We start from the raw sequence: 25,770 nt of genomic DNA on the forward strand, positions 1-25,770 counted from the left end.
ACCTATTATTGATAAGTGAAACTGCTATTTGCTGCGACTCCTTTTAAACATTTAGGGACATTAGGCGCATCTGTATTACTTGCGACATAGTGATATGTACCGTCGGGAAACTCTGTTGTTACAGCTGTTCTTCCGCCACAATCGTCTAAATCGTCTGGTTCTACAGCATAAGCATAAATAGGAAAACCATCTTTAGCAAATCCAACTAATTTGGTGTCTGAAACCTGATCTATTAAAGTACACGTTACCTCTGTAATGCCATTAGCATCTAAAACCTGATTCATTGATTCTGGGATAAAATGCCAATGATAATATCCTGAAGGATCATGATGTCCGCCACAAGGGTCTAGAGAAGGAATATTACCCGCTACTTCTCTACCTGGATTAGTAACAGAAGGCGGAGCACCATTAATAGGTACACCATCTAAAGACAAACCAACCAACTCGATAGTATCTATATCATTATTTGAAGACGCTAACTTAGGTGTTGCAGGAATTAAGAATGTTAGCTCTATATCGTTATCTGGCGCAGCATCTAAACAATAGGACAAATCTGAATCTGTTGGTCCAGAATTAAAATCGTCTATATTAATATTACCTTCATCGTCTACAATATCGTAACCATCTGCTTCCATTGCATTAAACAGTTCTGCTTTTAAAACCTGAAAGCCCGGATTTGTATCGCCATCGTAAATTCCTAAACCTCCAATATCTTGGATAGTTTCAGGACAATAAGGACCATTTTCTACTGGATTACTAGAAAATGTTAATTGAAAACAAGTTGAGCTTGTTCCATCTTCTAAAGTAGCCCTAACAATATCAAACGACAGTAAAGAATTACTATTAAATAAAGATTCGGTAATTAAATAATCTCCATCTTCTGACGTTTCTGTATCACTACTTCCATCAGAACTGCATGACCCTAAAGAAAGGAATGTAATTATAACGCATCCAAAAATATATGTGAATTTTTCCATTTCTATTTCTTTTAAATTATTAATTAGCTGGAGCACACATTCATCTAAATTTTATCAGATTTAAACCAATGTAATCTCTTTATTTAAGCTACAGTATTACCATTTAGAGCAGGTGAAATATCCTTTTTATTCATTCTTATTTTCACACCAAGCCCTACAACACCAAGTACAAATAGAACAGTAAACGCGTACCAATTTACAGATGTATCTGCAAGACTTTTAGTTTCTTTTAGCAACACAAACCCATCGTTCTTTAATTTTACTTTTGCGGCGAAGTTTGTGGTCTTATCTAAAGCAAACAAATTCCTTTTTACTCCGTTTTTTAAGATCATGAATGTGTTTTTACTTTTAAAAATGTCTTCAAACATGGTATTATTTAATGTTACAGTATCAAAATGTTCTGGTACATCTATTAAATAAACCACAAGAGTTTCATGACCTAATTTAATTTTAGGTTCACTAAGCTTAATTTCTTGCCCATTAATTTTAAGTGATACGTTTTTAGACATCAACGTAAAAACCAATTCTTCAAACTCTTTTGGCGTATTGTATCCTTTAACCGTATACTCATTATTAACTACACTTTCAAAAGCCGATAATGCAGACCGAACTTGAAGTGTCCACTGTCCGTTTTTACTTTCTACCAACACTGTACTAGACTGAGATGTAGAATGCGCCAAAACAACCATAGGTATTAAAAACCACAAAAAAGAAAACGCAACTCTTATTTTTTTTCCTGTTTTATAATACATAAGCACCTCTTAAACCATTAATAAAGTTATTATTACCAGCTTCGTCTACGTGATAATGATAACCACGAGTATCGTCTGTATGTCCACGTAAATCATCTAAATCTGTTGGCTCATTGCCATCTTCATCTAATAACTCATAAATTCCATAACCATCTAAAGCATAACCTATTAAATCAGCATGTCCATCTTCCTGATCTACAGTAGTACTGTATCCGGTTGCAGCATGATAGTGATAACCTTGGTGCACATTTATATGTCCTCCAGCATCGTCAAAAGGAGCTAAAGTATAAGCACTTAAAATATTACTTGTTGGTGCTGGTGCAGAAAATTCAATTCCGTTTAAAGCAATTCCACGAGTTGTAGGCACATTACTTTGAGCTCCTCCTCCTGTAGAATTAAAATATGTTGCAGTACTTTGATAAACAGGAGTTACAGGAATTAACCAAGTTTGAGACACATTTGTTATATAATCTGGAATACATTCTACACAAAAATTCTCATATTCTGTACCAACATCTGGATTGGCAGCGTTAATACAATCTTCTTCAGATTCTGTGATATATACATCCCCATTTTCATCGTACATTAACCATTTCTCATCATCATAAAAAGTTGCCATATTTTTAATAAAAGCACCATCTACATCGTACACTTCTCCGTCTTCTAACCAAATTCCTCCTGCTTCTGCATCGTCTTCAATATTATCCGGACACCAAGGTCCCATGGTATGATCTGCAGGCACGCTAGTTGTTACAATTTGATAACACTCTGTACTAGAACCGTCAGACAGCGAACAAGGCACTGTAGTAATGGTAAGCGTTTCTCCTTCTGTGTAAAAATATGTAGGATCTACATCTATTGAAACACTATCGTCTGTATCGTCCGTATCTGTATCTGTCGTAGTATCACTGTCGCTACTAGAACAAGAATTAAAAGTGAATAATCCTATTGAAATAAAAGTTAGTCCCAACATGGGTAATTTCATACTGCTTAATTTCATAATTTTCTGAGTATTATTAATTATTATTTGGTTGTTAGAATTGAAATGATACTGCTATTTATGCCTTATTAAGAATAGGTTACTCTAATTCTTGCTTTAGTTTAATGGCTAGAATTTGAGTTTTCTTTCGAAGATTCATAGCAATATTTAATTGCATTTTGGTTTGTAATAGTTGATCTATGATACTATTTTGATATTCTTTATTATTCAATAAACCGGTGTAATTAGATTTCTGTCCGTAAGTTCTAATCTGATTAAAATTGTGATTTTCTTCTGGAAGGATATCAATCAATGAAATGTATTCTTCCAGAACAGGTTTTAACCTATTGTCTACAATATTTCTAATCTTAAGCTCTTGTTCTTCAAATAATTTTAAATCGGACGGATATTGAGTTATTAAATCGGCTAAAGTATCATTCTCTAAAAACTGAAACTTATCTGTAACATTTACAGAGCCTAGAGCTTCTTTTCTTAAATTAGTATTCTTAAACTTTACCTTGATAATTAAATCTTTTGCTTCTTTATTTAAGTTTTGTATCCCCACATAGTTAAGCGTCTTTTGCAGTAATATTCTATTGTTATTATATTGCTTTATAGAAGTATCTAGAACACTAAGATTTGTATGCAACTCCTCGTATAACCCTACATAAATTTTCTCTTGGACTATTTTGTTTTTTCTAATTTCATTTAAAGTATTAATCTTCCATGCAATTAAAATCCCCAATACAATCAATAAAATTTCTCCGAGTGCATAAACCAGATAATTTTTCACTTTCCCAGAAAGCAACTGTTTTTTTCTTAAATTTCTAAACATCTTCATCGCTAACCAATCCTAACTATAAAACTTATACGTTATTTGAAAAAAAAGCTTCATAATTTCTTATAAAGCTTTTAAAAAAAACAACAACAATTTTTTTATTTTCTCTTACCGCTTGGTTTTGGAGCATCTTCAAACTCTTTTTCTGAAATGTAACCATCCTCATCTGTATCTATCTTTGAGAAATCGTCTTTTAACGGCCCCTTAACTTCAGATTCTTCAAGTTTACCATCATCATTTACATCCATTTCTTTAATTAATTTAGCATAAGTTGGCGGCTCTTTTTGTCCTCCACCTTGTTGAGCATGTGATACACCTACAAATGCTAAACAAAAAAATACCATCATTAAACCGATTTTAGAATTCATTGTTTTCATAATTATTATATTTTAGTTCTTATATATGTACAAATTTGTGAATTAATTAAATACCAAATTTATGTTTTCAGTGGATGAGTAGAATCTTTAAGTAAAAGCATATAATTAAATGTTAAAGCAAATACAGAAGGCATACAACCCCCTTATTTACAACGTAAAATTTATATTTATATGTTCTTTTTATAATATTGAAACACTTTACAGAAGGTATTTCTTTATATTATGAAAGTCCCTTTTCTTTAAAATCAGGCATAAAAAAACCGTCTAAAATAAATTAGACGGTTTTAAAAAATAGACTTATTGGATTAGTTTACCACTACTTTCCTAGTGATTGGTTTTCCATATTTATATATGGACAACATGTAAAACCCTTTTGGATATGAAGATAAGTCTATAGTTTCATACTTTAAGCTTCCGTCTGACTGGATCATTTCATTATACAATACCTTTCCTGACATATCGGAAAGTCGTATAGGCGATGAAACCATTAGACCTGATATTTTTATATTTAAGATATCTGATGTTGGATTTGGAAAAATACCAAATTCAAAAACAGGTATTGCCTCTTCAAATGCTTCTACTTTAAAAGCCTCTACAGTAACAGTAACACTGTCTTCTGTGTAACAACCTGAATCATTATAAACTTCTACAGTATAAACTTCTGTTTGGTTTGGACTAACCGTAATGCTTGATGTTATCGCTCCAGTACTCCAGATATAATCTGAACCGCCACTCGCTGTTAATGTTACAGATTCGCCTGCTGCTATTGTTTTATCCTTACCTGCATTTGCTGTTGGCAAATCATCTACAAGTATAGTTACCTCTACTGTGTCGGATACATTTCCTTCTGAAACTTGAACACTATATATTTTAGTTTTATTTGGACTTACCGTAATACTTTGTGTTGTTTCTCCTGTACTCCATTTATAAGTCGATCCGCCTGATGCTGTTAACGTAACACTTTCGCCTTCGCAAATAATTTGATCTTCTCCTGCATAAGCAACAACTACTATTTCGGTATTACTCACCGTAACCTTAACATTGTCTATGTCTGAACATCCGCTAGCATTAAAGACCTCGACTGTGTAGTTTGTAGTTTGGCTTGGACTCACCGTAATGCTTGACGTTGTTGCACCGGTGTTCCATTTATAACTTACACCACCTGTTGCTGTTAACGTCACACTTTCACCTTCTTCTATTGTTTTATCTGTTCCTGTATTTGCTACTGGTAATGCATTTACATTTACGGTAACTTCTGCTATGTCTGATACATGTCCTTCTGAAACTTGAACACTATACGTTTTAGTCTCGTTTGGACTTACCGTAATACTTTGACTCGTTGCTCCTGTACTCCATTTATAACTCGATCCACCTGTTGCAGTTAACGTAACACTCTCGCCTTCGCAAATAGTTCGATCTGCACTTACTCCTGCCGTAACCACTATTTCTGTAGCACTTACTGTAACCTTAACATCGTCTATGTCTGAACAATCGCCAGCATTAAAGACCTCGACTGTGTAGTTTGTAGTTTGGCTCGGACTCACCGTAATACTTGATGTTGTTGCCCCGGTGTTCCATTTATAACTTGCACCGCCTGTTGCAGCTGTTAACGTAACACTTTCGCCTTCTTCTATTGTTTTATCTGTTCCAGCATTTGCTACTGGTAATGCATTTACATTTACGGCAACTGCTGCGGTATTGGAAACATTTCCTTCAGTAACTACAACACTATACGTTTTAGTCTCGTTTGGACTTACCGTAATACTTTGTGTTGTTTCTCCTGTACTCCATTTATAACTCGATCCACCTGTTGCTGTTAACGTAACACTTTCGCCTTCGCAAATAGTTTGATCTTCTCCTGCGCCGGCTATAACCTCTGTTTTTGCTGCATTAACAGTAACTGTAACTTCATCCTGAGATTCACATCCGTTTTCTGAAACAACAACCGTATACGTAGTTGTTTGGGTTGGTGACACTGTAATTTCACGCGTTGTTTCTCCTGTACTCCATACTATAGCTCCAGAACCAGATACCGATAATTCTGTGCTATCTCCTAAATCTATATAAACGTCATTACTAGCGCTTACCGTTTGCCGGGGTAACACGCTTACTGTAACCTCATCGGAATCTGAACATATTCCGTTTGAAGCAGTAACCGTGTACGTGGTTGTTTTATCGGGTGAAACTGTAATTGTTCTTGTTTTTTCGCCTGTATTCCATTCAAAATCTCCAGAACCTGTTGCGGTTAATTCTATTGATGCATCTTCACACATGTCTACATCTTCTCCAGCATCTACCGTAGGTAAATCTTCAACTGTAATTACAACCTCGTCTGTATCTGTATTTCCTGAACTATCTTTTCCTGTAACACTATATGTGGTCGTTTCGGTAGGAGTAATTGTAATACTTTCTGTTTCTTCCCCTGTGCTCCACAAGTAAGTGACAGCTCCAGTTGCAGTTAATGTAACTTCAGTACCGTTACAAATTGTTTTATCTTCTCCTGCATCTACAGTAACAGTTGGTGTGATAACTTGCAAATTCTCATCGTCTACACCGTTTAAAAATTCTTCTAAATCTGTATAACCATCTCCATCTGCATCTCCAGAACCGTCTTTATTTAAATCTCCAAAAGTATTTCGTTCCCAATCATCAGACATACCATCTTTATCGGTATCATAATCATCTGGTCTTGATTTAGATGTTATTACTGGAACTGTATAATTAGAAGTCGATAATCTTGATGTGTACACTCCTTTTTGAACATTAGTTAACCATTCTGTATCTAGCTCGTCTAAGTTAGAAGATTTAGATCCATCTGCATTTAAACGCGCATTACAACCTACATCAGACTTTACATCGTTAAATGCTGCATCTGCAGTTTGTACTTTTAAAGGAGCTCCAAATAAATCGAACTGACTATTAGAAAAATAACTAGAAGGCACTTGGTCTCCTCTAGAATAATCATCTGCATCTAAAAAGAATTTCCAAGCATATCTATTATCCGAATTTATCTCTGCAACTGTATTGGTTAATGGTGACTGACTATTTACAGCCACATATTTATTTCCGTTAGTATAAATTTCTGGAACAATACCATCTTCATAAGTATAACACTGTAAACGTGTATCCTGAATGGGTCTAGTACCATAATCGTAATAATTATTTAAATGATTCAGTCTAAAACTCCCATCTCCTCTAGTTAATCTATTTGTAACCGTCCAAATAACATTATTAATAATTTCAAAATCCCCATCGTCTCCAGCTATATTTGGAAATCTATGAGATGCATTATAATACATATTATTTATTATAGAAATTTCTCCAACAGTCATTACTCTATCTGCGAAGCCTCCAAAAATAGATCCATTTTTACTTTCTGAAAACAGAGATCTTTGTACTGTTATATTATTAATTGTACTTCCCGTTTCTGTAGAATAAAAACTAGCACTTTCGTCTGCCCCAAATGCAAACGTACAATGATCGAAAATTATATTAGTCATGGATGAAGTCGCAGTAAAACTATCGTCTCCAGCATCTACCCCACCTTTAAATCTAATATGTCTAACAATAACATTATCTATACGACTAAAATAAATTCTATTTCCATCTATTGTAATTCCTCCTTCTGGTGCAGTCTGACCTGCAATTGTGACATTACTTATAGATGTTGCTAGTATAGATTTTAATTGAATAATTCCACTTACATCAAATACAATAATTCTATTAGATTCTTGAAGCGCATCTCTTAAACTCCCCGCACCGCTATCGTTAAGAGTAGTTACATGATAAACATCATGACCACGCCCACCAGAAGAATAAGCTCCAGCACCATAAGCAGAAGGAAAAGCTTTTGTTTGTGAAAATGCTAATATTGAAAAGAATAAAGTGAAAACAAGAAGCAAGACGTTTTTATTACAAAAACTCTTGAGGAGGGAATTATCCGCTTTATCACAGATATAAAATAAGTAGGTCATTTATAACAGATTTGGGATTTGTTATTTATAATTTCAATAAAAATAGATAAATAATGTATTTGGTCGTGTAAAAATTTACTTTAATCGATAAAATAACATTTATTATAAGAAAAAACTTACAATTAAACACATGTTACAACCTTTTCCTACACTTTTAATCGATAAAACAATGAATTATAACGATGTTTTTAAACATATACGCACTGAATTTTGATTTAGATCTTTATAAAATAAATAAAAGTGGTTTTAATACAATCCCTTCTAAATTGATGAGATTTTAACAGAAACAAACAGTTATTCTTATCAAAAAAAAAAACAATAGACATGTGTAAATAAACTCCTATTTATAATTGTATAACTTTCACTAAAATGAACATATTGAATTATAATATTGAAAAGAGAAAGAAACGTAATCGTGTAAGAAAAATTATTCAAGAATAGTCACCTAAAAACCTCTTTAAACCCTTTTATTTTGATTAAAATAGTACTTCAACAACTAATTTTGTCAATCAAAGAATAAATACATTTCAATTTTTATATTTTTATATATTTACCCTCACAACCTTTTGTTATTTAAGGCGTAAGCTTTAGTCAAAAAAAAATCTAATACAGCTTGAATTACTTGTTAAGCATTATCATCCCTGTTTATAATGTTGAGGCTTATATTGAAAAATGCCTGAACGCAATAATTAATCAAACCTACAAGCATTTAGAAATAATATTAATAAATGATGGATCTACGGATTCGAGCGGAACAATATGCGATACATATAAACAAATTGACGATAGAATAAAAGTCTATCATATTAAAAACGGAGGTTCGAGTATTGCTAGAAATTTTGGGTTAACAAAATGTAAAGGCGATTATATTGGTTTTGTTGACAGCGACGATTGGATTTTACCCAATATGTACGATGTATTATTAGATTTTGCTATAGAGAAAAATTTGAAAGTAGTAGAATGTAGCTCTATTGATTCTGTTTTTGAAAGCACCATTTCTAAAAACATAAAACCATCTGATCTTGGTGTTATAGAAAATCAAAATACAGCAATAAAACGAATTATTAAACATAAAAGATTTGCTGTTTGGAGAAGAATTTATCATAAATCAGTTATAAAAAACAGATTTTTCATAGAACATCTTTTGCATCAAGATGTCTATTTTACTTTAGACATAATAAATGAAACTGACAAAATCGGGTTTATAGATTACCCTTTCTATATTTATAATAGGGAAAATATGGACAGCGTAATTAGAAGTAAATATTCGATAAAGAAACTAAACTCTATTAATGCTGGCGCATACGTTTTTAAAAACACAAAGCAATATGATAGAGAAACACAAACATTAGCAAAAGAGTATCTATTTAAATTTTTAACGCCCCACTACAACGCACTGTATGAATACAATGCGTTAGACCCTGATTTTGCACATCGCTCTAAAATTAGAAAAACCATACAAGATAACTATAGCCTTAAAGATTTACAGTTTTATAGTTTTATGGTTGTACTATTGCCCCCTGCTTTTTATAAAATATTTTTATCAATTAATCAAAAGAGAATTAAATCTCAAGTCAAAATTATCGAAAAGTTAAAAAATGTCTAGAGTTCACAATGCCATAAAAAACATAAAATTTAGTATCTTTTTTTATGTACTCTTTTTATTAGCCCAATTTTTCTCCAGAAAAATATTTCTAGAAAATTTAGGAGATGAATTTATGGGGTTAACTGGTACCCTACAAAGTTTTTTAAAATTTTTAAACTTGGCTGAGTTAGGAATCGGAACCGCTATTGGTTTTAGTTTATATAAACCACTTTTAGAAAAAAACACGGTTAAAATAAATGAGCTTATTAGCTTATTTGGTTTTCTATATAAAAGAATAGGTTACTTTATAGTAGGTGCTGGAGTTTTACTGTCGTTATTTTTTCCATATATCTTTGGGACTATTACGTTCTCGTTAATTATAGTCTATTTTGCTTTTTATACTTTTTTAATAGGCTTATGTTTAAACTTCTTCTTTAATTACCATCTGTTTTTATTGGAAGCAGACCAGAAGAATTACATCATTACAAGCTACTCACAGACCTTAACACTTATTAAAATTATAATTCAGTGTATTGTAGTTCTATATTACAAAAATTTTTACTTGTGGATTGCTCTAGAACTGGGATATTCTATTCTTTTTAGTATTCTGTTACGCAAAAAAGTATCTAAAGAATATACTTGGTTAGAAACGAATAAAAAAGTGACGAGTTCTATAATTAAAGAGAACCCCGATTTAATAAAAAAAATAAAGCAAATATCTGTGCATAAGTTTGGCTCTTTTGTAACTAACGGAACAGATCAAATTTTAATTTTCGCTTTTATAAGTGTAGAAAGTGTTGCTTTTTTCGGTAACTATCAGCTTATTTTTAGTCGATTAATTCAATTAATAAACACCTCTTTTGCTGGTACTGGTGCTGGTATTGGTAATCTAGTGGCAGAAAATAATAGTGTTCAAATTAAAAAAGTATTTTGGGAAATGATGACCTTGCGCTTTTACATAGCAGGTATTCTTTTAATTATTTTACAGTTTGTAGTAGAACCTTTTATTACTTTATGGCTTGGAGATAAATATATCTTAGAACAAAGTGTCTTATTCCTTTTTTTACTAAACATGTTTATCATGCAAATTCGTGTTCCTGTAGATCATTTTAAAGATGCTTATGGTTTATTTCAAGATACTTGGGCACCAATAGTACAAAGTATTTTAAATTTAGGAGCTTCTATAATCCTGCTTCTATACTTTGGTATTACAGGTATTTTATTGGGTACACTAATCGCTTTCACATTAATTATATTAATCTGGCGACCTTATTTTTTATATAAAATGGGCTTCAAGGAAAACGTTTGGATGTATTGGAAAGGGTTCTTAAAACTTACAGTCTCATTAATTTTAGCTTTTTATATCTGCCAATATATCTTTAGTTTCATTTTAACATCGGAATGCAACAATTTTTATGATCTTATTTTACTTGGAATTAAAATTACATGCGTATCTGTATTTGTATACACACCTATAATTTTTATGCTAAATGAAGGATTTAGAGATGTATCGAAACGAATCATTAATCTTATAAGAAAAAAATAATGAGAATTCACTTTATAATATCAAGGTTAAAGGGTGGTGGCGCAGAACGTGTTCTTACGTTATTGGCAACTGCTTTTTCCGAAAAAGAGAATTACGATATATCTATTATAACGCTTAACAGTTCTGAAGACTTCTACCCTGTTCCGTCTTCTATAGAAAGAATTTCTATGGATTATGGTAAGATTCCTAACCATACAGTAAAAGGCATTGTAAACTTATCTAAATTCTATTCGAAAAAAGAAAACAGACCCGATCTTATTATATCGTTTATAACGTTAACTAATTTTATTACCATAATTGTTGCAAAGCTATTTGGAATTAAAATAATTATTGAAGAACATAATAGTTATTTAAGAGCAATGCAAAGTCGTAAGCAGTTAACAGATTTTACAAGAAAACACTTATATAAACGTGCAGATTTGCTAACCGTGCTTACTTCTTTTGATGTGGCTTATTACGAGACTTATAACGTAAATGTTAGAGTAATGCCTAATCCGTGTAGTTTTCTTCCTCTAACAGAAGAAGTAAAGGAACGCGAAAAAACAGTTCTAGCAATAGGAAACCTGGACAGATATAACCATAAAGGATTTGATAATTTAATAGATTTTATTGCCCCTATTTTAAAATCTAACCCAGAATGGACCTTAAAAATTGCAGGAACAGGAGATAAAGGATTCGATTTACTAACGGCTTTAGTAAAAGAGCATAATATTGTAGATCAGGTGATTTTTACAGGATTTGTTTCAAACATTTCAGAACTCATGCAAGTATCTTCAATATTTATTTTATCATCCCGGTTTGAAGGATTACCAATGGTTTTACTAGAAGCAATGTCTCAAGGTATGGCTGCTATTGCTTACAATTGTAAAACAGGCCCTTCAGATATAATAACACATAATGTAAATGGGCTTTTAATAGAAGATCAGAATTCTAAAGCAATGCAAACAAATTTGCAACTTTTAATGACCAATTCCGATTTAAGAGCTACTCTTGCAACCAATGCAATTAAATCTTTAGAGAAATACCATATCGATACAATTATAGAACAATATGAAAATGAGTTTAAAAAAATATTAATAAAAGGATGAAAGGAAAAGCAGTAATAATTTGTTTTATTTGGCCATTAATATGTGCTTGTTTAAATATTCAGCTATTAACCGGTGTTTTTATTTCTTTAGGAGTATCTCAACTAATAGCCTACTCTAACGTACTCTTAATTATGTTAGGTGTTTTAGTTATCATGAAAGACCCTGGCGAATTATCTAAAACGGCTAAGTTATGGTTTGTTTTTTATATTCTATACTACAGTTTTAGTTTACTTGCTTCGGGAATAAATGGTTTTGAAAACCCAGATTACTCCATGATTGCAACCATTGTACCTGTAATTTATTTTGTTGGTTTCTATTACTTTTTAAGGAACGAAACTTATACCAAAATGTTTTTCAAGGTAATTACAATATGCTATGTAATATCTGCATTGTTAACAATATTCTTCTTCAAGATAAATTATGATTTTGATGATTTAGGAATTCGTCCATACGCATTAGATCGTGCTGGTGGAGTCTACGCCGATGCAAACAATGCCGCTATGGTTAGTATTTTAGCCTTTGTTTTATTTCAACATTTTTATATTGCAAAGAATAAAATTCAGAAAGTATTTAAGATATTCTTATTATTAGTTATTGTGTATAGTATATTAATAACACTATCTACAACCGGACTTTTTATATTTGTTTTAGTCTTTATTATTACAAATTACAAATCGTTTAAAGGCTTAAGATTATTATTACTAGGTGTACTCTTAATGTTATTTTATGCCGCTTTATTTGCTAGAAAACAGTTTTATGGTCATTTTAATTTATCTGTAAGACAAATTGGTAAAATAGATAATATTTATAACGTATTAACCTTTAATACGGCAAAAATAGATAGTTCTGGCCGCTCGGAATTACTGCAACACCTACTCCATTATGTTTATCAAAATCCAATATTTGGAAATGGAATAGGATTCTCAACTTATATACGTGGACACAACACTTTCATTGGTGTGTGGGCAGATGCTGGTATTATTACCTTCCTATTTTTCTTAGCGTTATTAATACTATATATTGTTAAATCGCTAAAATTAAATATAACATTAGCTATCTTTTGTTTATCTATGTTAGTTACTATGTATATTTTTATGCTAACACTACAAACTGTTATAAACCAAACATATATAATCGTTTTATTTGTATTTATAGCCTATATTATAGATCGGAAAAAATTAATATAAAGATTAAGCGCTCACCTCCCTCTAATTAAAAAAATAAGTAAAATAAATTTCAAAAAAAGCAACCTGAGTTGACATAAATTGGGACATGAAAATTAAATTATCTACATTATCGAACAAGAATAAAAAGGTTATTCTTCTCTTTATTATATGTATTTCTATAGCTGTATTTGTACTTATTAATATTAGCACAAAACTAAAACAAATTAGAACAGAAGGTTGGTCTGAACACCCCCAACCTTACAATAATTACGCATATTTTGATAAAAAAATTAAAACAGATTTTTTAACACCTAAAGACAGTTCTCAACTTGAGAAATATCAATATTTATTTAGATATTTTGCTCAAGGTGCGTATAATTATAAATCTAATAAAAATGCACTTATTAGTTATCCTGGAGCAATTAGTACTCGAGGCAGAAAAATTAATGCCCTAGAAGGCTTTGCTCGATTCTTTGCTTTAGCTGCTTCTTGGTTAAACTCTGGACACGATAATTCCATTACATTTAATAACGAAACGTATAATCTAAAAGAGACTTTAAAAGAAGGGATATTAGCAGGAACAGATAAAAATAGTTTAGAATATTGGGGAGATATTAAAGACTACGATCAGCGTATTGTTGAAGCTGTAGATATTGCTTTAGGCTTGTGGTTAAGTCAGGATTATATCTGGAATGATTTAACTGTAAAACAAAAAAACCAGATTAATTCGTGGTTAGAACAAGCTGTCCAGAAACAAACAGTAGATAATAACTGGAATCTATTCCCTGTATTTATTGCTAAATCTTTGGAAGCATTAGGTTATAAAAACAAACACAATCTAGAACATGTAAATAGCATTTATACAACCTATAAAAAGAAACATTATTTAGGAAGCGGTTGGTTTGAGGATCCGCCAAAAGGAATTGATTATTACAACGCTTGGTCTATACATTACACCTTGTTTTGGTTAGACCAAATAGATCCAAATTTTGATCATGAATTTATAAAAACCAGTCATTCTCAATTTTTAAGTTTTTACAAGTACTTTTTTAGTGAAAATGGATTCCCAATTATGGGTAGAAGTATATGCTATCGCATGGCAGCTCCGGCTCCTATTATTTCTGGAGCAATATTACTTCCTGATGAAATTTCTCCTGGATTTGCAATGAATGCTTTAGATGCAACCTGGAATTATTTTATAGAAAACAATGCGTTAGAATACGGAACTGTAACACAAGGATTCTTTAAAAATAACTTAAGCGTATTAGATCCTTATACAGGAACTGGGAGTTGTTTATGGTCGTTAAGATCTTTAATTGTTGCTTTCTATGCAGATAAGTATATCCCGTTATGGAACTCTAAAAAAGAAAATCTTCCAATACAAGAATCGGATTTTAATGTAAAAAACGATGTTATTGGATGGAATATTATTGGAAATAAAAAAAACCAAACAATATCTTTAAAAATCAATAAAAACGCTAATAACAAAATGTATGAGCTTAATAAGTACAATTTTGTAAATCAATTAAAAGAGTTTATTCTAGAAAAACCATCTAGACCAGACAACACTAAAGCATTATATTACAGGTCTGAATACTCGACAGACAATAACCTTTTTCTAAATAGCAGAAATAAAAAGAACTATTAAAAATGATAAAAAACAAACAAACATACATTGCCTTTTTAAAGGCTGATAGGATGGCATTAGGCATACCTAACCTTAACTTAATTTCATGTTTAATTGAATTTATTTCTCCTAACCAAATCTGGAAATTTCAAAAAACATTACGAAAACTAGAATATTATAATAATTGTAAAAATAAAGGATTAAACAAAATTGTTTACACATACTTAAGATTCAAATTTAAAAGAATCTCTTTAAAGCTTGGTTTTTCTATTCCTATAAATGTCTTTGGCCCAGGGCTAGCAATTGTGCATTATGGTACTATTGTAATAAACAGTAATACTAAAGTTGGAAAAAATTGTAGAATTCATGCTTGTACTAATATTGGTGCGTCAGGAGGTTCTAAAAAAGCCCCTGTACTAGGAGACAATGTTTATATTGCTCCAGGAGCCAAAATATATGGAGACATACAAATAGCCGATAATATTGCTATTGGAGCAAATGCTGTAGTTAATAAATCTTTTATACAAGAAGGCATGATGATTGCTGGTAATCCTGCAACAGCCATTAAAAAAATAGATATTTCTAAAATTATTAGACACATCTAAAATCTTATTTTTTTCTAAATTACTTTTTATTAGAACGTTTGAATAAAGTGAAATACGCTATAAAAAACGCAAGAATAATTTCACTTAAACTGTAATAATAAACCCCCTCCTCTTTTCTGTTTTTTTTTCACAAAAAACAACTATTAAACTGATTATAGGCTTAATCTAACCTTTTAAAGAGTTTTTTTGATTTTTTAAATATTATCAAACATCTTTAAATATTTATTATTTTAAGGTGATTTAATTTGATATTTTGTAGTCCTTTTCGTCAATAAAAAACTGACATTTAAACGACACATTTCTAAATTTTAGAACGTATTTTTAAACCCTCCTTATAAATGGTATTTCATTAATTTACAACACATAAACGCTATTAATAAATTTTACAACCAAAAATATACATCCTTGAGAACAGTCGTAAAATCAAGCCTGAACAATTAAAACTATTCCCTAAGAAAATTGTCTATAAATTAAACCTAAGCCATTAATCTCATTACTTTATTAATGACGTTAAAAAGCAAAAAGTTAATAGTATTGAGTACGTTTTAATTAACACCTTTCAATATTAAAAAAGACAAAGTCTATAAATTATGAAAACTAAAGTAAAATTAATATTTATACTTCCTGATCTTACCTCTGGTGGAGCAGAAAGAGTCGTTTCTTTTATAGCCAATAATATTTCTAAAGAAAAATTTGAAACTACACTTTGGCTTGCTGGCCCTCAAAGAAAAACACCTTACAATACAGATTCTATACAAGTAAAATACTTTAATAAATCTCGTGTTTTATTTGCTATACCCCATTTTATAAAAGGTTTTATACAATCTAAACCAGATATTGTTATAAGCTCTATTGCTCATGTAAATACTGCTGTTGCAATGATTTCTTTTCTTTTTCCTAAAATAAAATTTATAGGAAGAGAAGCTAATGTTATGAGTGTGGTTAAAGACTTTAGTCATAGTAAAAATAGATTTGGGAACCTTATTCCTATAGATTTTAGTTACAAAATGTTAGATATTATTCTATGCCAATCTATAGACATGTGTGAGGATATGAATAAAACATTTAAAATTCCTTCAGAAAAACTAAGAATTATAAACAACCCAATAACAGATAGTTTTAATTTAAAACCAGAAAAGAATATACCAAATTCTTGTGTTCAATTTATTACGGTTGCACAATTCAAAAAACAGAAAGGACATGAAAGACTTATTAAAGCGCTATCTAAATTAGATTATAATTTTCATTACACACTTATTGGTCGTGGTCCAGAAGAAGAAAACATTTTAAAGTTAATTGACGCCTGTAATCTTAAAGATAAAGTTACGCATATTTCATTCTCTAAAGATGTTGATAAACACCTTGCAGAAAGCGATTTTTTCTTACAAGGCTCTTATGTAGAAGGTTTTCCTAATTGTTTAATAGAAAGTTGTGCTGTAGGGACACCTGTTTTAGCTTATAAAGCTCCAGGCGGATTAAATGAAATTATTGACGAAGGTATAAACGGTCTTGTAGCAAATACTGATGAAGACTACGTTAAGAACATTGAAAAAGCAATTAATATAATAAACTGGGACCCCAAAAAAGTAAGAGAATCTGTTTATAAAAAGTTCAATAAAGAACATATTTTAAAACAATACGAAGATCTATTTATCGAAATTTCTAACATGTAATACCTATTTTGAAAAACAGTAAACCAAATATCAGTATTTTAAGTATCACACTAGGAAGTGGTGGTGCAGAGAAAGTGATTAGTCTTTTCTTAAAAAAATTAAAAGCAGATTACAATGTTACGCTTGTCTTGTTTTATAACCATATTCATTTTACTATTCCAGAAGGTATTAATGTGGTTAGTTTATCTAGCGCATCTCCTAACAGACCTTTGTATTCAAAATTCACTGATTTAATCAGTTTCAAAAAAAAATATAGTGCTTTTATTAAAAAGGAAAACATCTCGATATCTATATCGTTCTTAGCATTCCCAAATCTTTTAAACGGAATGATTGCATCTTCTAATAAAAATGTAAAAACTATAATTAGCGAGCGTGGATTTCCTTCAGACAATACATCGAGTAAATTATCTTTATACATTTCTAAAATATTCTATCCGGTTTTTTATAATAAATGCACTAAATTATTCTCTAACTCTGTGTATATAAACAAAGACTTAAAAGATAATTTTGGAGTTAAAATTCCGATGGATGTTATTTACAACCCAATAGAATTACCTCAAGAAACAATTAATCCAGAAACCTTAAACCAGGATATTACCAGTTTAAAAATCATAACGGCAGGTACTTTAAACAAGCGAAAAAACCATATCATGATTATTCGTGCGTTACAAAACACTGAAAATCAATACAACCTTACCATTTTAGGAGGCGGAGAGTTACAAGGTTACCTAACCGAAGAGATTACTAATTTAAAATTAGAGAACCAGGTTACACTTGGCGGAAAAGTAAAAAATGTAAACGATTATTTATTAAGCAACCAGTGTTTTGTATTGTCTTCTTTTACAGAAGGTTTTCCTAATGCACTTATAGAAGCTATGGCTATTGGCTTACCATGTATTTCTACAAACTGTTTATCTGGTCCTTTAGAATTGTTAAACGAAAATGAAGCTATCCAAATTAAAACGGGTGCATTTTATAAAGGGAAATACGGACTTCTTATTAATAACGACGATCATGAAGGCCTAAAAGAGGCTTTAGCTTATTTTTATAATAATCCTCAGGAACGAGAAAACTATAGTCAATTAAGCCTGCAACGGGCTAAAGAATATAAATTAGAGAGTATATACTCAACATTCAATAAATTTTTAAAAAATTAAACGTGTATGTGCGGAATTAACGGAATTATAGCAAGAAATAGTCTTAAAGACAATGAACTAAACACCATACTTACCAAAATGAATAATCTTATTATTCATAGAGGGCCAGATCAAGATGGTGTGTTTTGCGAAGAACATAATGATGTCTCTATTGGCATGGCCATGAGAAGATTATCTATTATAGATTTAAAATCAGGAAAGCAACCTATTTTTACAGACGATAAAAAAATTGTTATTGTTTTTAATGGTGAAATTTATAACTACAAAGTTTTAAAAGCAAAATTAGAAGCAGAAGGTGTTACGTTTAATACCACAAGTGATACTGAAGTTATTATTAAATTATACGAAAAATATGGTGTAGAATCCTTTAAGTGGTTAGACGGTATGTTTGCCTTTAGTATTTACGATAAAAAGTTAAATAAACTATTTATAACACGTGACTTTTTTGGAGAAAAGCCTTTATATTACACCCAATCTGATTCTCAATTTTTATGGGCTTCAGAATTAAAATCAATTATAAATACACTTAATTATACTCCAGATATATCTAAAAAAGGATTAAACCTGTATTTTAGATTAACGTATATTCCTGCGCCACATACCATATACGATAACATTTTTAAGTTAGAAGCAAATCATTATATCACATACGATTTAACATCGCATACAACCACTATAACTAAGATTAACGCAGAGCCTGTTCCAACTAAACAAAACATCACTTTTGACGATGCTAAGGCAAAAACAAAAGAATTGGTTTACAATAGTGTAAATAGTAGGTCTATTTCTGATGTGGCTTTAGGTACATTTTTATCTGGAGGTGTAGATTCTTCTATTATTTCACTGTGTTTATCTCAAGCTTCAGACAAAAAAATAGAAACCTTTTCTATAGGATTTAAAAAAGCTGCTTTCGATGAATCTGATAAATCTAGAGTTGTTGCGAAAATGCTAAATAGTAATCATCATGAATTTATAATAGATGAAGACGATTTAAAACACAACATTCATGATATTTTAGTAAATTTTGACGAACCTTTTTCTGACACCGCTTCATTACCCACACACCTACTTTCTCAGAAAACACGAGAACATGTTACTGTAGCTTTAACTGGAGATGGTGGAGACGAGGTTTTTGGAGGATACAACAAGTATTATATAGGAAAAATGAATAAGCGATATACAGGTATCGTTCCAGAATTTTTACATAAATCTATTCTAAAATATAGTAAGAATTTCTTAATTGAAAAAGACGATGCTAGAGGACGCAAATTTAGAATTAAGAAACTGTTACATGCTATAAACTATAATGGCGATTTTTATTGGGACATTATTTCTTTAGCGAATACAAATAACGAGCTTTCAGAAATTTTAAACTCAGATTACCTAGAACATAATCTATTTCAAGAATATAAGAATGTCTTAAACATGGATAAAGCAGAAACTTTAACCGATTTTAGACAAGTAGATAAAGTATTGAGCTTAGAAGGTGGTATGCTTGCAAAAGTAGATAGAACCAGCATGATGAACTCTCTAGAATGTAGAGCACCATTTTTAAATAAAGATCTTTGGGAATTTACAAATACACTTCCTGAAGAATATTTAATGAAAGGATGGAATAAAAAATACATTTTAAAAGAAGCCTTTAGAGATCAGTTTCCAGAAGAATTTCTTGAAAAAAGTAAAAGCGGATTTGGCTCTCCAACAGGAGATTGGTTAAGACAAAGCTTAAGAAAAGAATTAGAAGGTTACATAGATCCTAAATTACTTGAAACACAAGGTATATTTAATAAAGATGTAATTATAAAACTAGTAAAAGATCATTTAGAAAGTAAAAAAGATAGCACGTTTAGAGTTTGGTCTTTTTACTGTTTTCAAAAATGGTATACATTTAATTACTTAAAACAATCTATGATATAGATGTCAAAAAAAAGATTCTTAATAGTATCGTCATTCTCTCCCTCTCTAATTCATTTTAGAGGAGATTTTATTGAAAGTTTAATCCATAATAATTTTGAAGTATTTACTGCTGCTCCAGATTACCCGGAAAAAATTAAGCAACAACTTACTGATTTAGGTGCAATCCCTAAAACTTTTAAATTACAACGAACAGGTTTAAACCCGTTAAACGATATAAAATCTATATCAGAACTAAAATCTATAATAAAAGAAAATAATATAGATTTAGTTTTCCCTTACACAGTAAAACCGGTTATTTACAGCTCTATTGCTGCAAATGCTTGTAAAGTACCAGTAATATCGCTAATTACAGGATTGGGATTTGCTTTTACAGGTTTAACCTTTAAGGCAAGAACATTACAAAGACTAAACGAATTTTTGTATAAAATTTCGATACGCAAAAACAAAGTAATCATCTTTCAGAACAGAGATGATTATGCTTTATTTTTAGATAGAAAAATAATTCCAAAAACCAACAAAGTAGAATTTGTAGGTGGTTCTGGTGTTAATCTTAATAAGTATGAAACTAGAGTTAACAGCAATACCTCTAAAGTTATAAAGTTTCTATTAGTAGCAAGATTAATTAAAGAAAAAGGAATAGACTTATATATAGAAGCAGCTAAAATACTAAAAGAAAAGTATCCTGAAGCCGAGTTTCAAATTATTGGAGAACCCGATAACTCGCCATCTTCTATAAAATTAGAGAAATTAAATATCCTGAATACAAAAGGGATAATTATATACCACGGTAAACAAAGTAATGTGCCAGAACATCTTTATAAAACAGATGTATTCGTTTTACCAACGTATTACAGAGAAGGTGTTCCTAGATCTATTTTAGAGGCTTTATCTGTAGGTTTACCTATAATCACAACAGACACACCTGGATGTAAAGAAACGGTAATTAAAGATAATAATGGTATTTTAATTAAGCCTAATAACCTAAATGAGTTAGTTAATGCTATGGAATTTTTTCTTGTAAATCCTGAGAAAATAAAAGAAATGGGAGTTAATAGTAGAACTTATGCAGAAAATAGATTCGATGTAAAAATTATTAATAAAGAACTAATTACAATTATTCAAGAAGAATTTAATAACTAGAATATACATGCTTTAATTTGAAGAAACCTTTTACTACAATCGATATTCTGGGGCTTATAGTTATTCTTACCTTATTATTAGGCATACTAAGCACGTATCTAAATTGGGGATGGATCTCGGTTGTATTTAGCATGTTTTTACCATTATTTTTTATACTTAATCTTCTATTAAGTATTTACGGCCTTTTAAAAAAGAAATATTTTTATTCTATAGGTGTTGTTTGTTTTTTATTATGTTTTAGCTTTTTTTATAGAATCTCTACCCCTACAAAACTAAAATCTACAGAGAAAACAATACAAATTGTCTCTTATAATACTCGAGGGTTTAGTTATAATTATAACGGAAAAAAAACACAAATTAACTTAATACATTTTTTAGATTCTATACAACCGGATATTCTTGTTTTACAGGAATCTAATTATCCTATTACTAGAAAATTTAAAGCATACAAATATAACTTTAACGATTTAAGATTGAAAAAAGGAAAATCGTTACTCTCCATCTATTCTAAATTTCCGATACTAAATACTGGTTATATAGATTTCCCTAACACTAAAAATAATGCCATTTATGCAGACATATTAGTGCAAAAAGATACAATTAGACTCTATAACTTACATTTACAATCGCATCGTCTAACAAGTGAATCGCTAAAAGTTAATACACATGTGTATAATAATTTATTCGAGAAAGTTAGTCATACATTACAGCAACAAATTAACCAATCTAAAATGGTTAGAAGTCATATAGATGCTTCTTCTAAAAAAGTAATTGTTTGCGGCGATTTTAATTCACCACAATATGCACTACCTTATAAAATTATAAAGCAAGATTTGCACGATTCTTTTATTGAAAAAGGAAATGGACTAGGAACAACATACAGTTTAAAAGGATTTTCTTTACGTTTAGACTACATCCTTACAGATGATGCTATTGAAGTTTTAAATCACACCAATTTTAATGTAAACCTATCTGATCACGAACCTGTATTAGTAGATTTTAGAATACGTTCTTAATAAAGAGCAGCTATATTATATGTGATTAAATTTAACTGAACAAAATCCTTGAATACGTTTAAAGTACAGAAATTACAACTAAAATTAACGCCCCCTTTATAAATGAAAAAACTCACTGATTAATTAAAATCAGTGAGTTTTTTATTTAAGTAATCGTATTAATATCTAATTAATTAAGCATCTTTATTAATTATCTTTTGCCACCATTTTTTAGTGGTATTTGGATTTTTTCCATATCCATAACCGTAACCGTAACCATTATTCTTTTTCTGGTCTGAGTTATTAAGTAACACAGTCATGTTTGGTAAACGTTTATCGTCATACATAGTCTGAGCGATATTAAGATTTCGTTTATCTAAGTAATTTGCTTTCACGACATAAATAAAGATATCTGCATATTTACTAAAAAGTAATGTATCTGTAACTAATCCTACTGCGGCAGTATCTACAACTATGTAATCATATTTATCTGTTACAGTATCAAAAAGTTCTTTTACTCTATCGCTTAACAATAATTCTGCAGGATTAGGAGGTATCGTTCCTGATGGAATAATATCTAAATAAGGATTGTCCTTAGTTTTTACAATAATGTCCTCAACCTTAATAGAATCATTACTAATATAATCTGTAAGTCCATTTGCATTGTCTATTTCTAAATATCTAGATCCTTTAGGAACTCTAATATCTGTTTCTATAAATAAGACTTTCTTTTCAGAATAAGATATAGATAATGATAAGTTTACAGATGTATGCGACTTACCTTCTTTACTTGTTGTAGAGGTTACAAATATAATTTTAGACTTACGCTTTAGATTTTGAAGCATAAAGTCAATATTAGTACGTAAAATTCTGAAAGCTTCTGCTTTTGGAGAATAATCTACTTTTTTAACAGTAACATGTTTTGTGTACGATTTTGGAATTTCTCCAATAAAAGGAACATTTAAAAAGTTTGCTAAATCCTTTTTAGTATGTACTGTATTGTCTAATATATCTCCAGTATAAATAATTGAAGTTGGTATTGCTAAAGCAAAAATTAATGCAGCCAAATATACTAATGGTATTCTTGGACTAATTGGTAAACTTGAACTACTTGCACGATCTATAATTTTTGCATTTGGAGAAGACATACCTAATGTAATTGCTGTTTCTTCTCTTTTTTCAAGTAAATATAAATACAAAGATTCTTTAATATTCTGTTGTCTAGTGATATCTCTAAACTTACGTTCCTTCCCTGGAGTAGAATAAATTTGAGCATTAATTCTAGAATCGGTACGTTTTAAAGAGTTTAAAGTAATCTCACTAGAAGATTTAAAATTCGTTAAACTTTGTTCTAAATTCTGCTTTAATTCCTTAATCTGGTTGTTAAGGTTAATAACTGTAGGGTTCTTTTCACTCGAGTTTTTTAATAAACGATTACGTTGCATCACTAAATCATTATGACTTTTAGTAACCTGAGCAATCCCATTATCTGCTATTCCTACATTTGCAGGTAATAAATCTCCATTTCCATTATTTGCATTTAAATGATCTTCCATATAGTCGATCAATTGGATTTGGTTAGTTGTAGAAATTAATTGATTTTCATTATCGCGTTCAGATTGTAAAAATATATTCGATTGCGAGCTTAAATCTGTTAATCTATTATCTTTTTTTAATGTTTCTGCGGTTAAATCTACTTTTTCTAACTCCTGAGAAACAACATCTAATCTATTTGTAATAAAATCTGAGGTCACTTGAATAACCTCTTCTTTATCATTTACAACATCTTCGTTATATTTGTCTATTAATTTATTTAAAAAATTCTCAGATTTTTCTCTAATAGTACCACTTAAAGACAGTTTAATAATATTAGAACCTTTTTCGTTTTCTAAAAGTACAGCTGTTTGGTAATATTCTACCAACTTAGATGTTGGCGTAAAAGTAATTTTAATTACAGATCCTTCTTGAGACCCGTAAGCTCCCATGTTAGGAGTAATTATCATTCCTCCAAACGATGTATTTATTTTATCGCCAAAATTAAAACTTTCACTAGGCACACTACTCTCTCCTATAGAAGTTAATGTTTTAGGATCTTCGTGTGAAATATTAAATTTCTCTTCAGATATTATTTTAACATAGAAAGTGGTATCTACATTATTTATTATAGAATCGTTTTTAAAGAATGTTAAACTAACTGGAGGATCTAAATAATTCTCCTTTTCTTTTATACGTCCTTGAACATAAAATCTAATATTTAATTTTAGTTCTTTTATAACTTGATCTATAAGTGTTTTCGATTTTAAGATTTCAATCTCATCAGATATCACATCAGAATCACTAGATAAAAGACCTGAAGTTTGTAAACCAGAAATTTCCGGAAACTTATTCATTTGTTTTTCATCTGTAATTTTAATAATTGCAGTACTCTGATATTGATTTGTAGAATATCTTAAAAAGATAAAAGCAATAACTAAACATACAAAAAGAGACAAAAGGAAATACTTCCATTTCGAGAGATATAAGTGTAGAACATCACTTATATGCGTGTAATTATCTTGAATTTCGTTTTTCATTTTAGTTAAGAATTATAGCGGTAATGGTAGCTAAAGTAGCTATCGCAGAAATTAATACAACATTATTTTGATTGTAATTAGATGATCTAACTTTTGCTTTATTAGGTTCAATATAAATTACATCATTCTGAGTAAGATAAAAACTAGGAGAATTCATCACATTTATAGATGTTAAATCGAATTTAAAATATTTATTCTCTCCATCAATTTCTCTTATTAAAAATATGTTATCTCGTCTTCCATAAATAGTTAAATCACCAGCTAATCCTAGAGCTTCTGTAAGAGATACTTTTTCGTCTTGTAAACCATAAGTACCTGGTTTATTAACTTCTCCCAAAATTGTAATAGTGAAATTAGCGAGTCTAATATTAACTATAGGATCTTTTATATATTCCTTAAGTGTATTCTTTAAAAACAAATTAGCTTCACTTCTAGATAAGCCTCCTAGTTTTACAGAGCCAAGTACTGGAAATTCTATATAACCTTGTTTATCTACTAAATAAGTCTGCATTTTTAATGTTCCTTGAGCAAAATCTACTGCATTTGTATTATAAGATACAGCAGGTAAATTAAAAGGTCTCGCAGCATCTGGATCTATAGCAGAAACATCTATGGTTAATAAATCGTCTGGTTTAAATTTAATTTCAAAATCAGGCAATTTATTAATGGGAGTTGCGTTTTCATCTTGAAAATATACTATACTCTCTCTTTTAGCTCCACAAGAAGATAAAATTAAACAAATGAATGCTAATAAGAATATTGGTTTAAGTTGTAATTGATTAAAAATTCGTGTCATAAGTA

At 30.2% G+C, this 25,770-nt stretch carries 19 protein-coding genes; 11 read left to right on the top strand and 8 right to left on the bottom strand.

Annotation, left to right across the window (positions count from 1 at the left end; translation table 11 throughout):
* Positions 1-5 precede the first annotated feature (5 nt).
* The 6 genes from GQR95_RS14710 to GQR95_RS14735 all read right to left on the bottom strand — a co-directional run bounded on the left by GQR95_RS14710 (position 6) and on the right by GQR95_RS14735 (position 7,825).
* Complete coding sequence (locus tag GQR95_RS14710; RefSeq protein ID WP_159023871.1) at positions 6-977, bottom strand: YHYH protein; 972 nt, start codon at positions 975-977, stop codon at positions 6-8.
* 83 nt (positions 978-1,060) lie between these two features.
* Complete coding sequence (locus GQR95_RS14715; protein ID WP_159023872.1) at positions 1,061-1,729, bottom strand: DUF6702 family protein; 669 nt, start codon at positions 1,727-1,729, stop codon at positions 1,061-1,063.
* Complete coding sequence (locus GQR95_RS14720) at positions 1,719-2,729, bottom strand: YHYH protein (protein WP_159023873.1); 1,011 nt, start codon at positions 2,727-2,729, stop codon at positions 1,719-1,721. The genes GQR95_RS14715 and GQR95_RS14720 overlap by 11 nt, the downstream gene beginning before the upstream one ends.
* 79 nt (positions 2,730-2,808) lie before the next feature.
* Positions 2,809-3,549: a hypothetical protein gene (locus tag GQR95_RS14725; RefSeq protein WP_159023874.1), complete on the bottom strand. Its 741-nt coding sequence runs from the start codon at positions 3,547-3,549 to the stop codon at positions 2,809-2,811.
* Positions 3,550-3,644: 95 nt separating this feature from the next.
* Entirely contained in the window at positions 3,645-3,923 is a 279-nt protein-coding gene (locus tag GQR95_RS14730; RefSeq protein WP_159023875.1) for an EF-hand domain-containing protein, read from the bottom strand.
* Positions 3,924-4,228: 305 nt separating this feature from the next.
* Positions 4,229-7,825, bottom strand: a complete 3,597-nt coding sequence (locus tag GQR95_RS14735) for a T9SS type A sorting domain-containing protein (RefSeq protein WP_159023876.1) — start codon at positions 7,823-7,825, stop codon at positions 4,229-4,231.
* A 685-nt stretch (positions 7,826-8,510) separates the two neighbouring features.
* Between GQR95_RS14735 and GQR95_RS14740 the strand changes: the two genes are divergently transcribed.
* The 11 genes from GQR95_RS14740 (at position 8,511) to GQR95_RS14790 (ending at position 22,417) form a co-directional block, all read left to right on the top strand.
* A complete protein-coding gene (locus tag GQR95_RS14740) occupies positions 8,511-9,503 on the top strand; it encodes a glycosyltransferase (RefSeq protein WP_159023877.1) in 993 nt (330 codons plus the stop codon).
* A complete protein-coding gene (locus tag GQR95_RS14745; protein WP_159023878.1) occupies positions 9,496-11,028 on the top strand; it encodes a sugar transporter in 1,533 nt (510 codons plus the stop codon). Before GQR95_RS14740 ends, GQR95_RS14745 begins: the two co-directional genes overlap by 8 nt.
* On the top strand, positions 11,028-12,116 hold the full coding sequence (locus GQR95_RS14750; protein ID WP_159023879.1) for a glycosyltransferase family 4 protein: 1,089 nt from the start codon (positions 11,028-11,030) through the stop codon (positions 12,114-12,116). The genes GQR95_RS14745 and GQR95_RS14750 overlap by 1 nt, the downstream gene beginning before the upstream one ends.
* Positions 12,113-13,303: an O-antigen ligase family protein gene (locus GQR95_RS14755; protein WP_159023880.1), complete on the top strand. Its 1,191-nt coding sequence runs from the start codon at positions 12,113-12,115 to the stop codon at positions 13,301-13,303. The genes GQR95_RS14750 and GQR95_RS14755 overlap by 4 nt, the downstream gene beginning before the upstream one ends.
* A gap of 85 nt (positions 13,304-13,388) precedes the next feature.
* Positions 13,389-14,930, top strand: coding sequence for a DUF2264 domain-containing protein (locus GQR95_RS14760; RefSeq protein WP_159023881.1), 1,542 nt, complete (start codon positions 13,389-13,391; stop codon positions 14,928-14,930).
* Between the two features lie 2 nt (positions 14,931-14,932).
* Positions 14,933-15,514: a serine O-acetyltransferase gene (locus GQR95_RS17005; RefSeq protein WP_159023882.1), complete on the top strand. Its 582-nt coding sequence runs from the start codon at positions 14,933-14,935 to the stop codon at positions 15,512-15,514.
* A gap of 590 nt (positions 15,515-16,104) precedes the next feature.
* Positions 16,105-17,187 (top strand): glycosyltransferase, encoded by a 1,083-nt coding sequence (locus GQR95_RS14770; RefSeq protein WP_159023883.1) that lies wholly within the window; start codon positions 16,105-16,107, stop codon positions 17,185-17,187.
* Positions 17,188-17,195: 8 nt separating this feature from the next.
* Positions 17,196-18,344 carry a glycosyltransferase gene (locus tag GQR95_RS14775; protein ID WP_159023884.1) on the top strand — a complete coding sequence of 383 codons (1,149 nt, stop codon included), beginning with the start codon at positions 17,196-17,198 and terminating at the stop codon, positions 18,342-18,344.
* Between the two features lie 6 nt (positions 18,345-18,350).
* Positions 18,351-20,261 carry an asparagine synthase (glutamine-hydrolyzing) gene (asnB, locus tag GQR95_RS14780; RefSeq protein WP_159023885.1) on the top strand — a complete coding sequence of 637 codons (1,911 nt, stop codon included), beginning with the start codon at positions 18,351-18,353 and terminating at the stop codon, positions 20,259-20,261.
* Positions 20,262-21,401 (top strand): glycosyltransferase family 4 protein, encoded by a 1,140-nt coding sequence (locus GQR95_RS14785; protein WP_159023886.1) that lies wholly within the window; start codon positions 20,262-20,264, stop codon positions 21,399-21,401. It begins immediately after the preceding gene.
* A gap of 17 nt (positions 21,402-21,418) precedes the next feature.
* Complete coding sequence (locus GQR95_RS14790; protein ID WP_159023887.1) at positions 21,419-22,417, top strand: endonuclease/exonuclease/phosphatase family protein; 999 nt, start codon at positions 21,419-21,421, stop codon at positions 22,415-22,417.
* A gap of 173 nt (positions 22,418-22,590) precedes the next feature.
* Here the strand turns inward: GQR95_RS14790 and GQR95_RS14795 are convergent, their stop codons facing one another.
* The gene (locus GQR95_RS14795) at positions 22,591-24,969 is read right to left on the bottom strand and encodes a polysaccharide biosynthesis tyrosine autokinase (RefSeq protein WP_159023888.1); all 2,379 of its coding nucleotides are present in this window, start codon (positions 24,967-24,969) and stop codon (positions 22,591-22,593) included.
* A 1-nt stretch (position 24,970) separates the two neighbouring features.
* Complete coding sequence (locus GQR95_RS14800; RefSeq protein WP_159023889.1) at positions 24,971-25,765, bottom strand: polysaccharide biosynthesis/export family protein; 795 nt, start codon at positions 25,763-25,765, stop codon at positions 24,971-24,973.
* Between the last annotated feature and the right edge of the window lie 5 nt (positions 25,766-25,770).

It is taken from the genome of Formosa sp. L2A11 (assembly GCF_009796865.1).
Lineage (GTDB): Bacteria > Bacteroidota > Bacteroidia > Flavobacteriales > Flavobacteriaceae > Formosa.

Coding starts and splice junctions, on each gene's coding strand:
- GQR95_RS14730 (WP_159023875.1), bottom strand. CDS start 3,923: ATGAAAACAATGAATTCTAAAATCGGTTTAATGATGGTATTTTTTTGT.
- asnB (WP_159023885.1), top strand. CDS start 18,351: ATGTGCGGAATTAACGGAATTATAGCAAGAAATAGTCTTAAAGACAAT.
- GQR95_RS14760 (WP_159023881.1), top strand. CDS start 13,389: ATGAAAATTAAATTATCTACATTATCGAACAAGAATAAAAAGGTTATT.
- GQR95_RS14755 (WP_159023880.1), top strand. CDS start 12,113: ATGAAAGGAAAAGCAGTAATAATTTGTTTTATTTGGCCATTAATATGT.
- GQR95_RS14785 (WP_159023886.1), top strand. CDS start 20,262: ATGTCAAAAAAAAGATTCTTAATAGTATCGTCATTCTCTCCCTCTCTA.
- GQR95_RS14710 (WP_159023871.1), bottom strand. CDS start 977: ATGGAAAAATTCACATATATTTTTGGATGCGTTATAATTACATTCCTT.
- GQR95_RS14800 (WP_159023889.1), bottom strand. CDS start 25,765: ATGACACGAATTTTTAATCAATTACAACTTAAACCAATATTCTTATTA.
- GQR95_RS14745 (WP_159023878.1), top strand. CDS start 9,496: ATGTCTAGAGTTCACAATGCCATAAAAAACATAAAATTTAGTATCTTT.
- GQR95_RS14750 (WP_159023879.1), top strand. CDS start 11,028: ATGAGAATTCACTTTATAATATCAAGGTTAAAGGGTGGTGGCGCAGAA.
- GQR95_RS17005 (WP_159023882.1), top strand. CDS start 14,933: ATGATAAAAAACAAACAAACATACATTGCCTTTTTAAAGGCTGATAGG.
- GQR95_RS14770 (WP_159023883.1), top strand. CDS start 16,105: ATGAAAACTAAAGTAAAATTAATATTTATACTTCCTGATCTTACCTCT.
- GQR95_RS14720 (WP_159023873.1), bottom strand. CDS start 2,729: ATGAAATTAAGCAGTATGAAATTACCCATGTTGGGACTAACTTTTATT.
- GQR95_RS14715 (WP_159023872.1), bottom strand. CDS start 1,729: ATGTATTATAAAACAGGAAAAAAAATAAGAGTTGCGTTTTCTTTTTTG.
- GQR95_RS14725 (WP_159023874.1), bottom strand. CDS start 3,549: ATGAAGATGTTTAGAAATTTAAGAAAAAAACAGTTGCTTTCTGGGAAA.
- GQR95_RS14795 (WP_159023888.1), bottom strand. CDS start 24,969: ATGAAAAACGAAATTCAAGATAATTACACGCATATAAGTGATGTTCTA.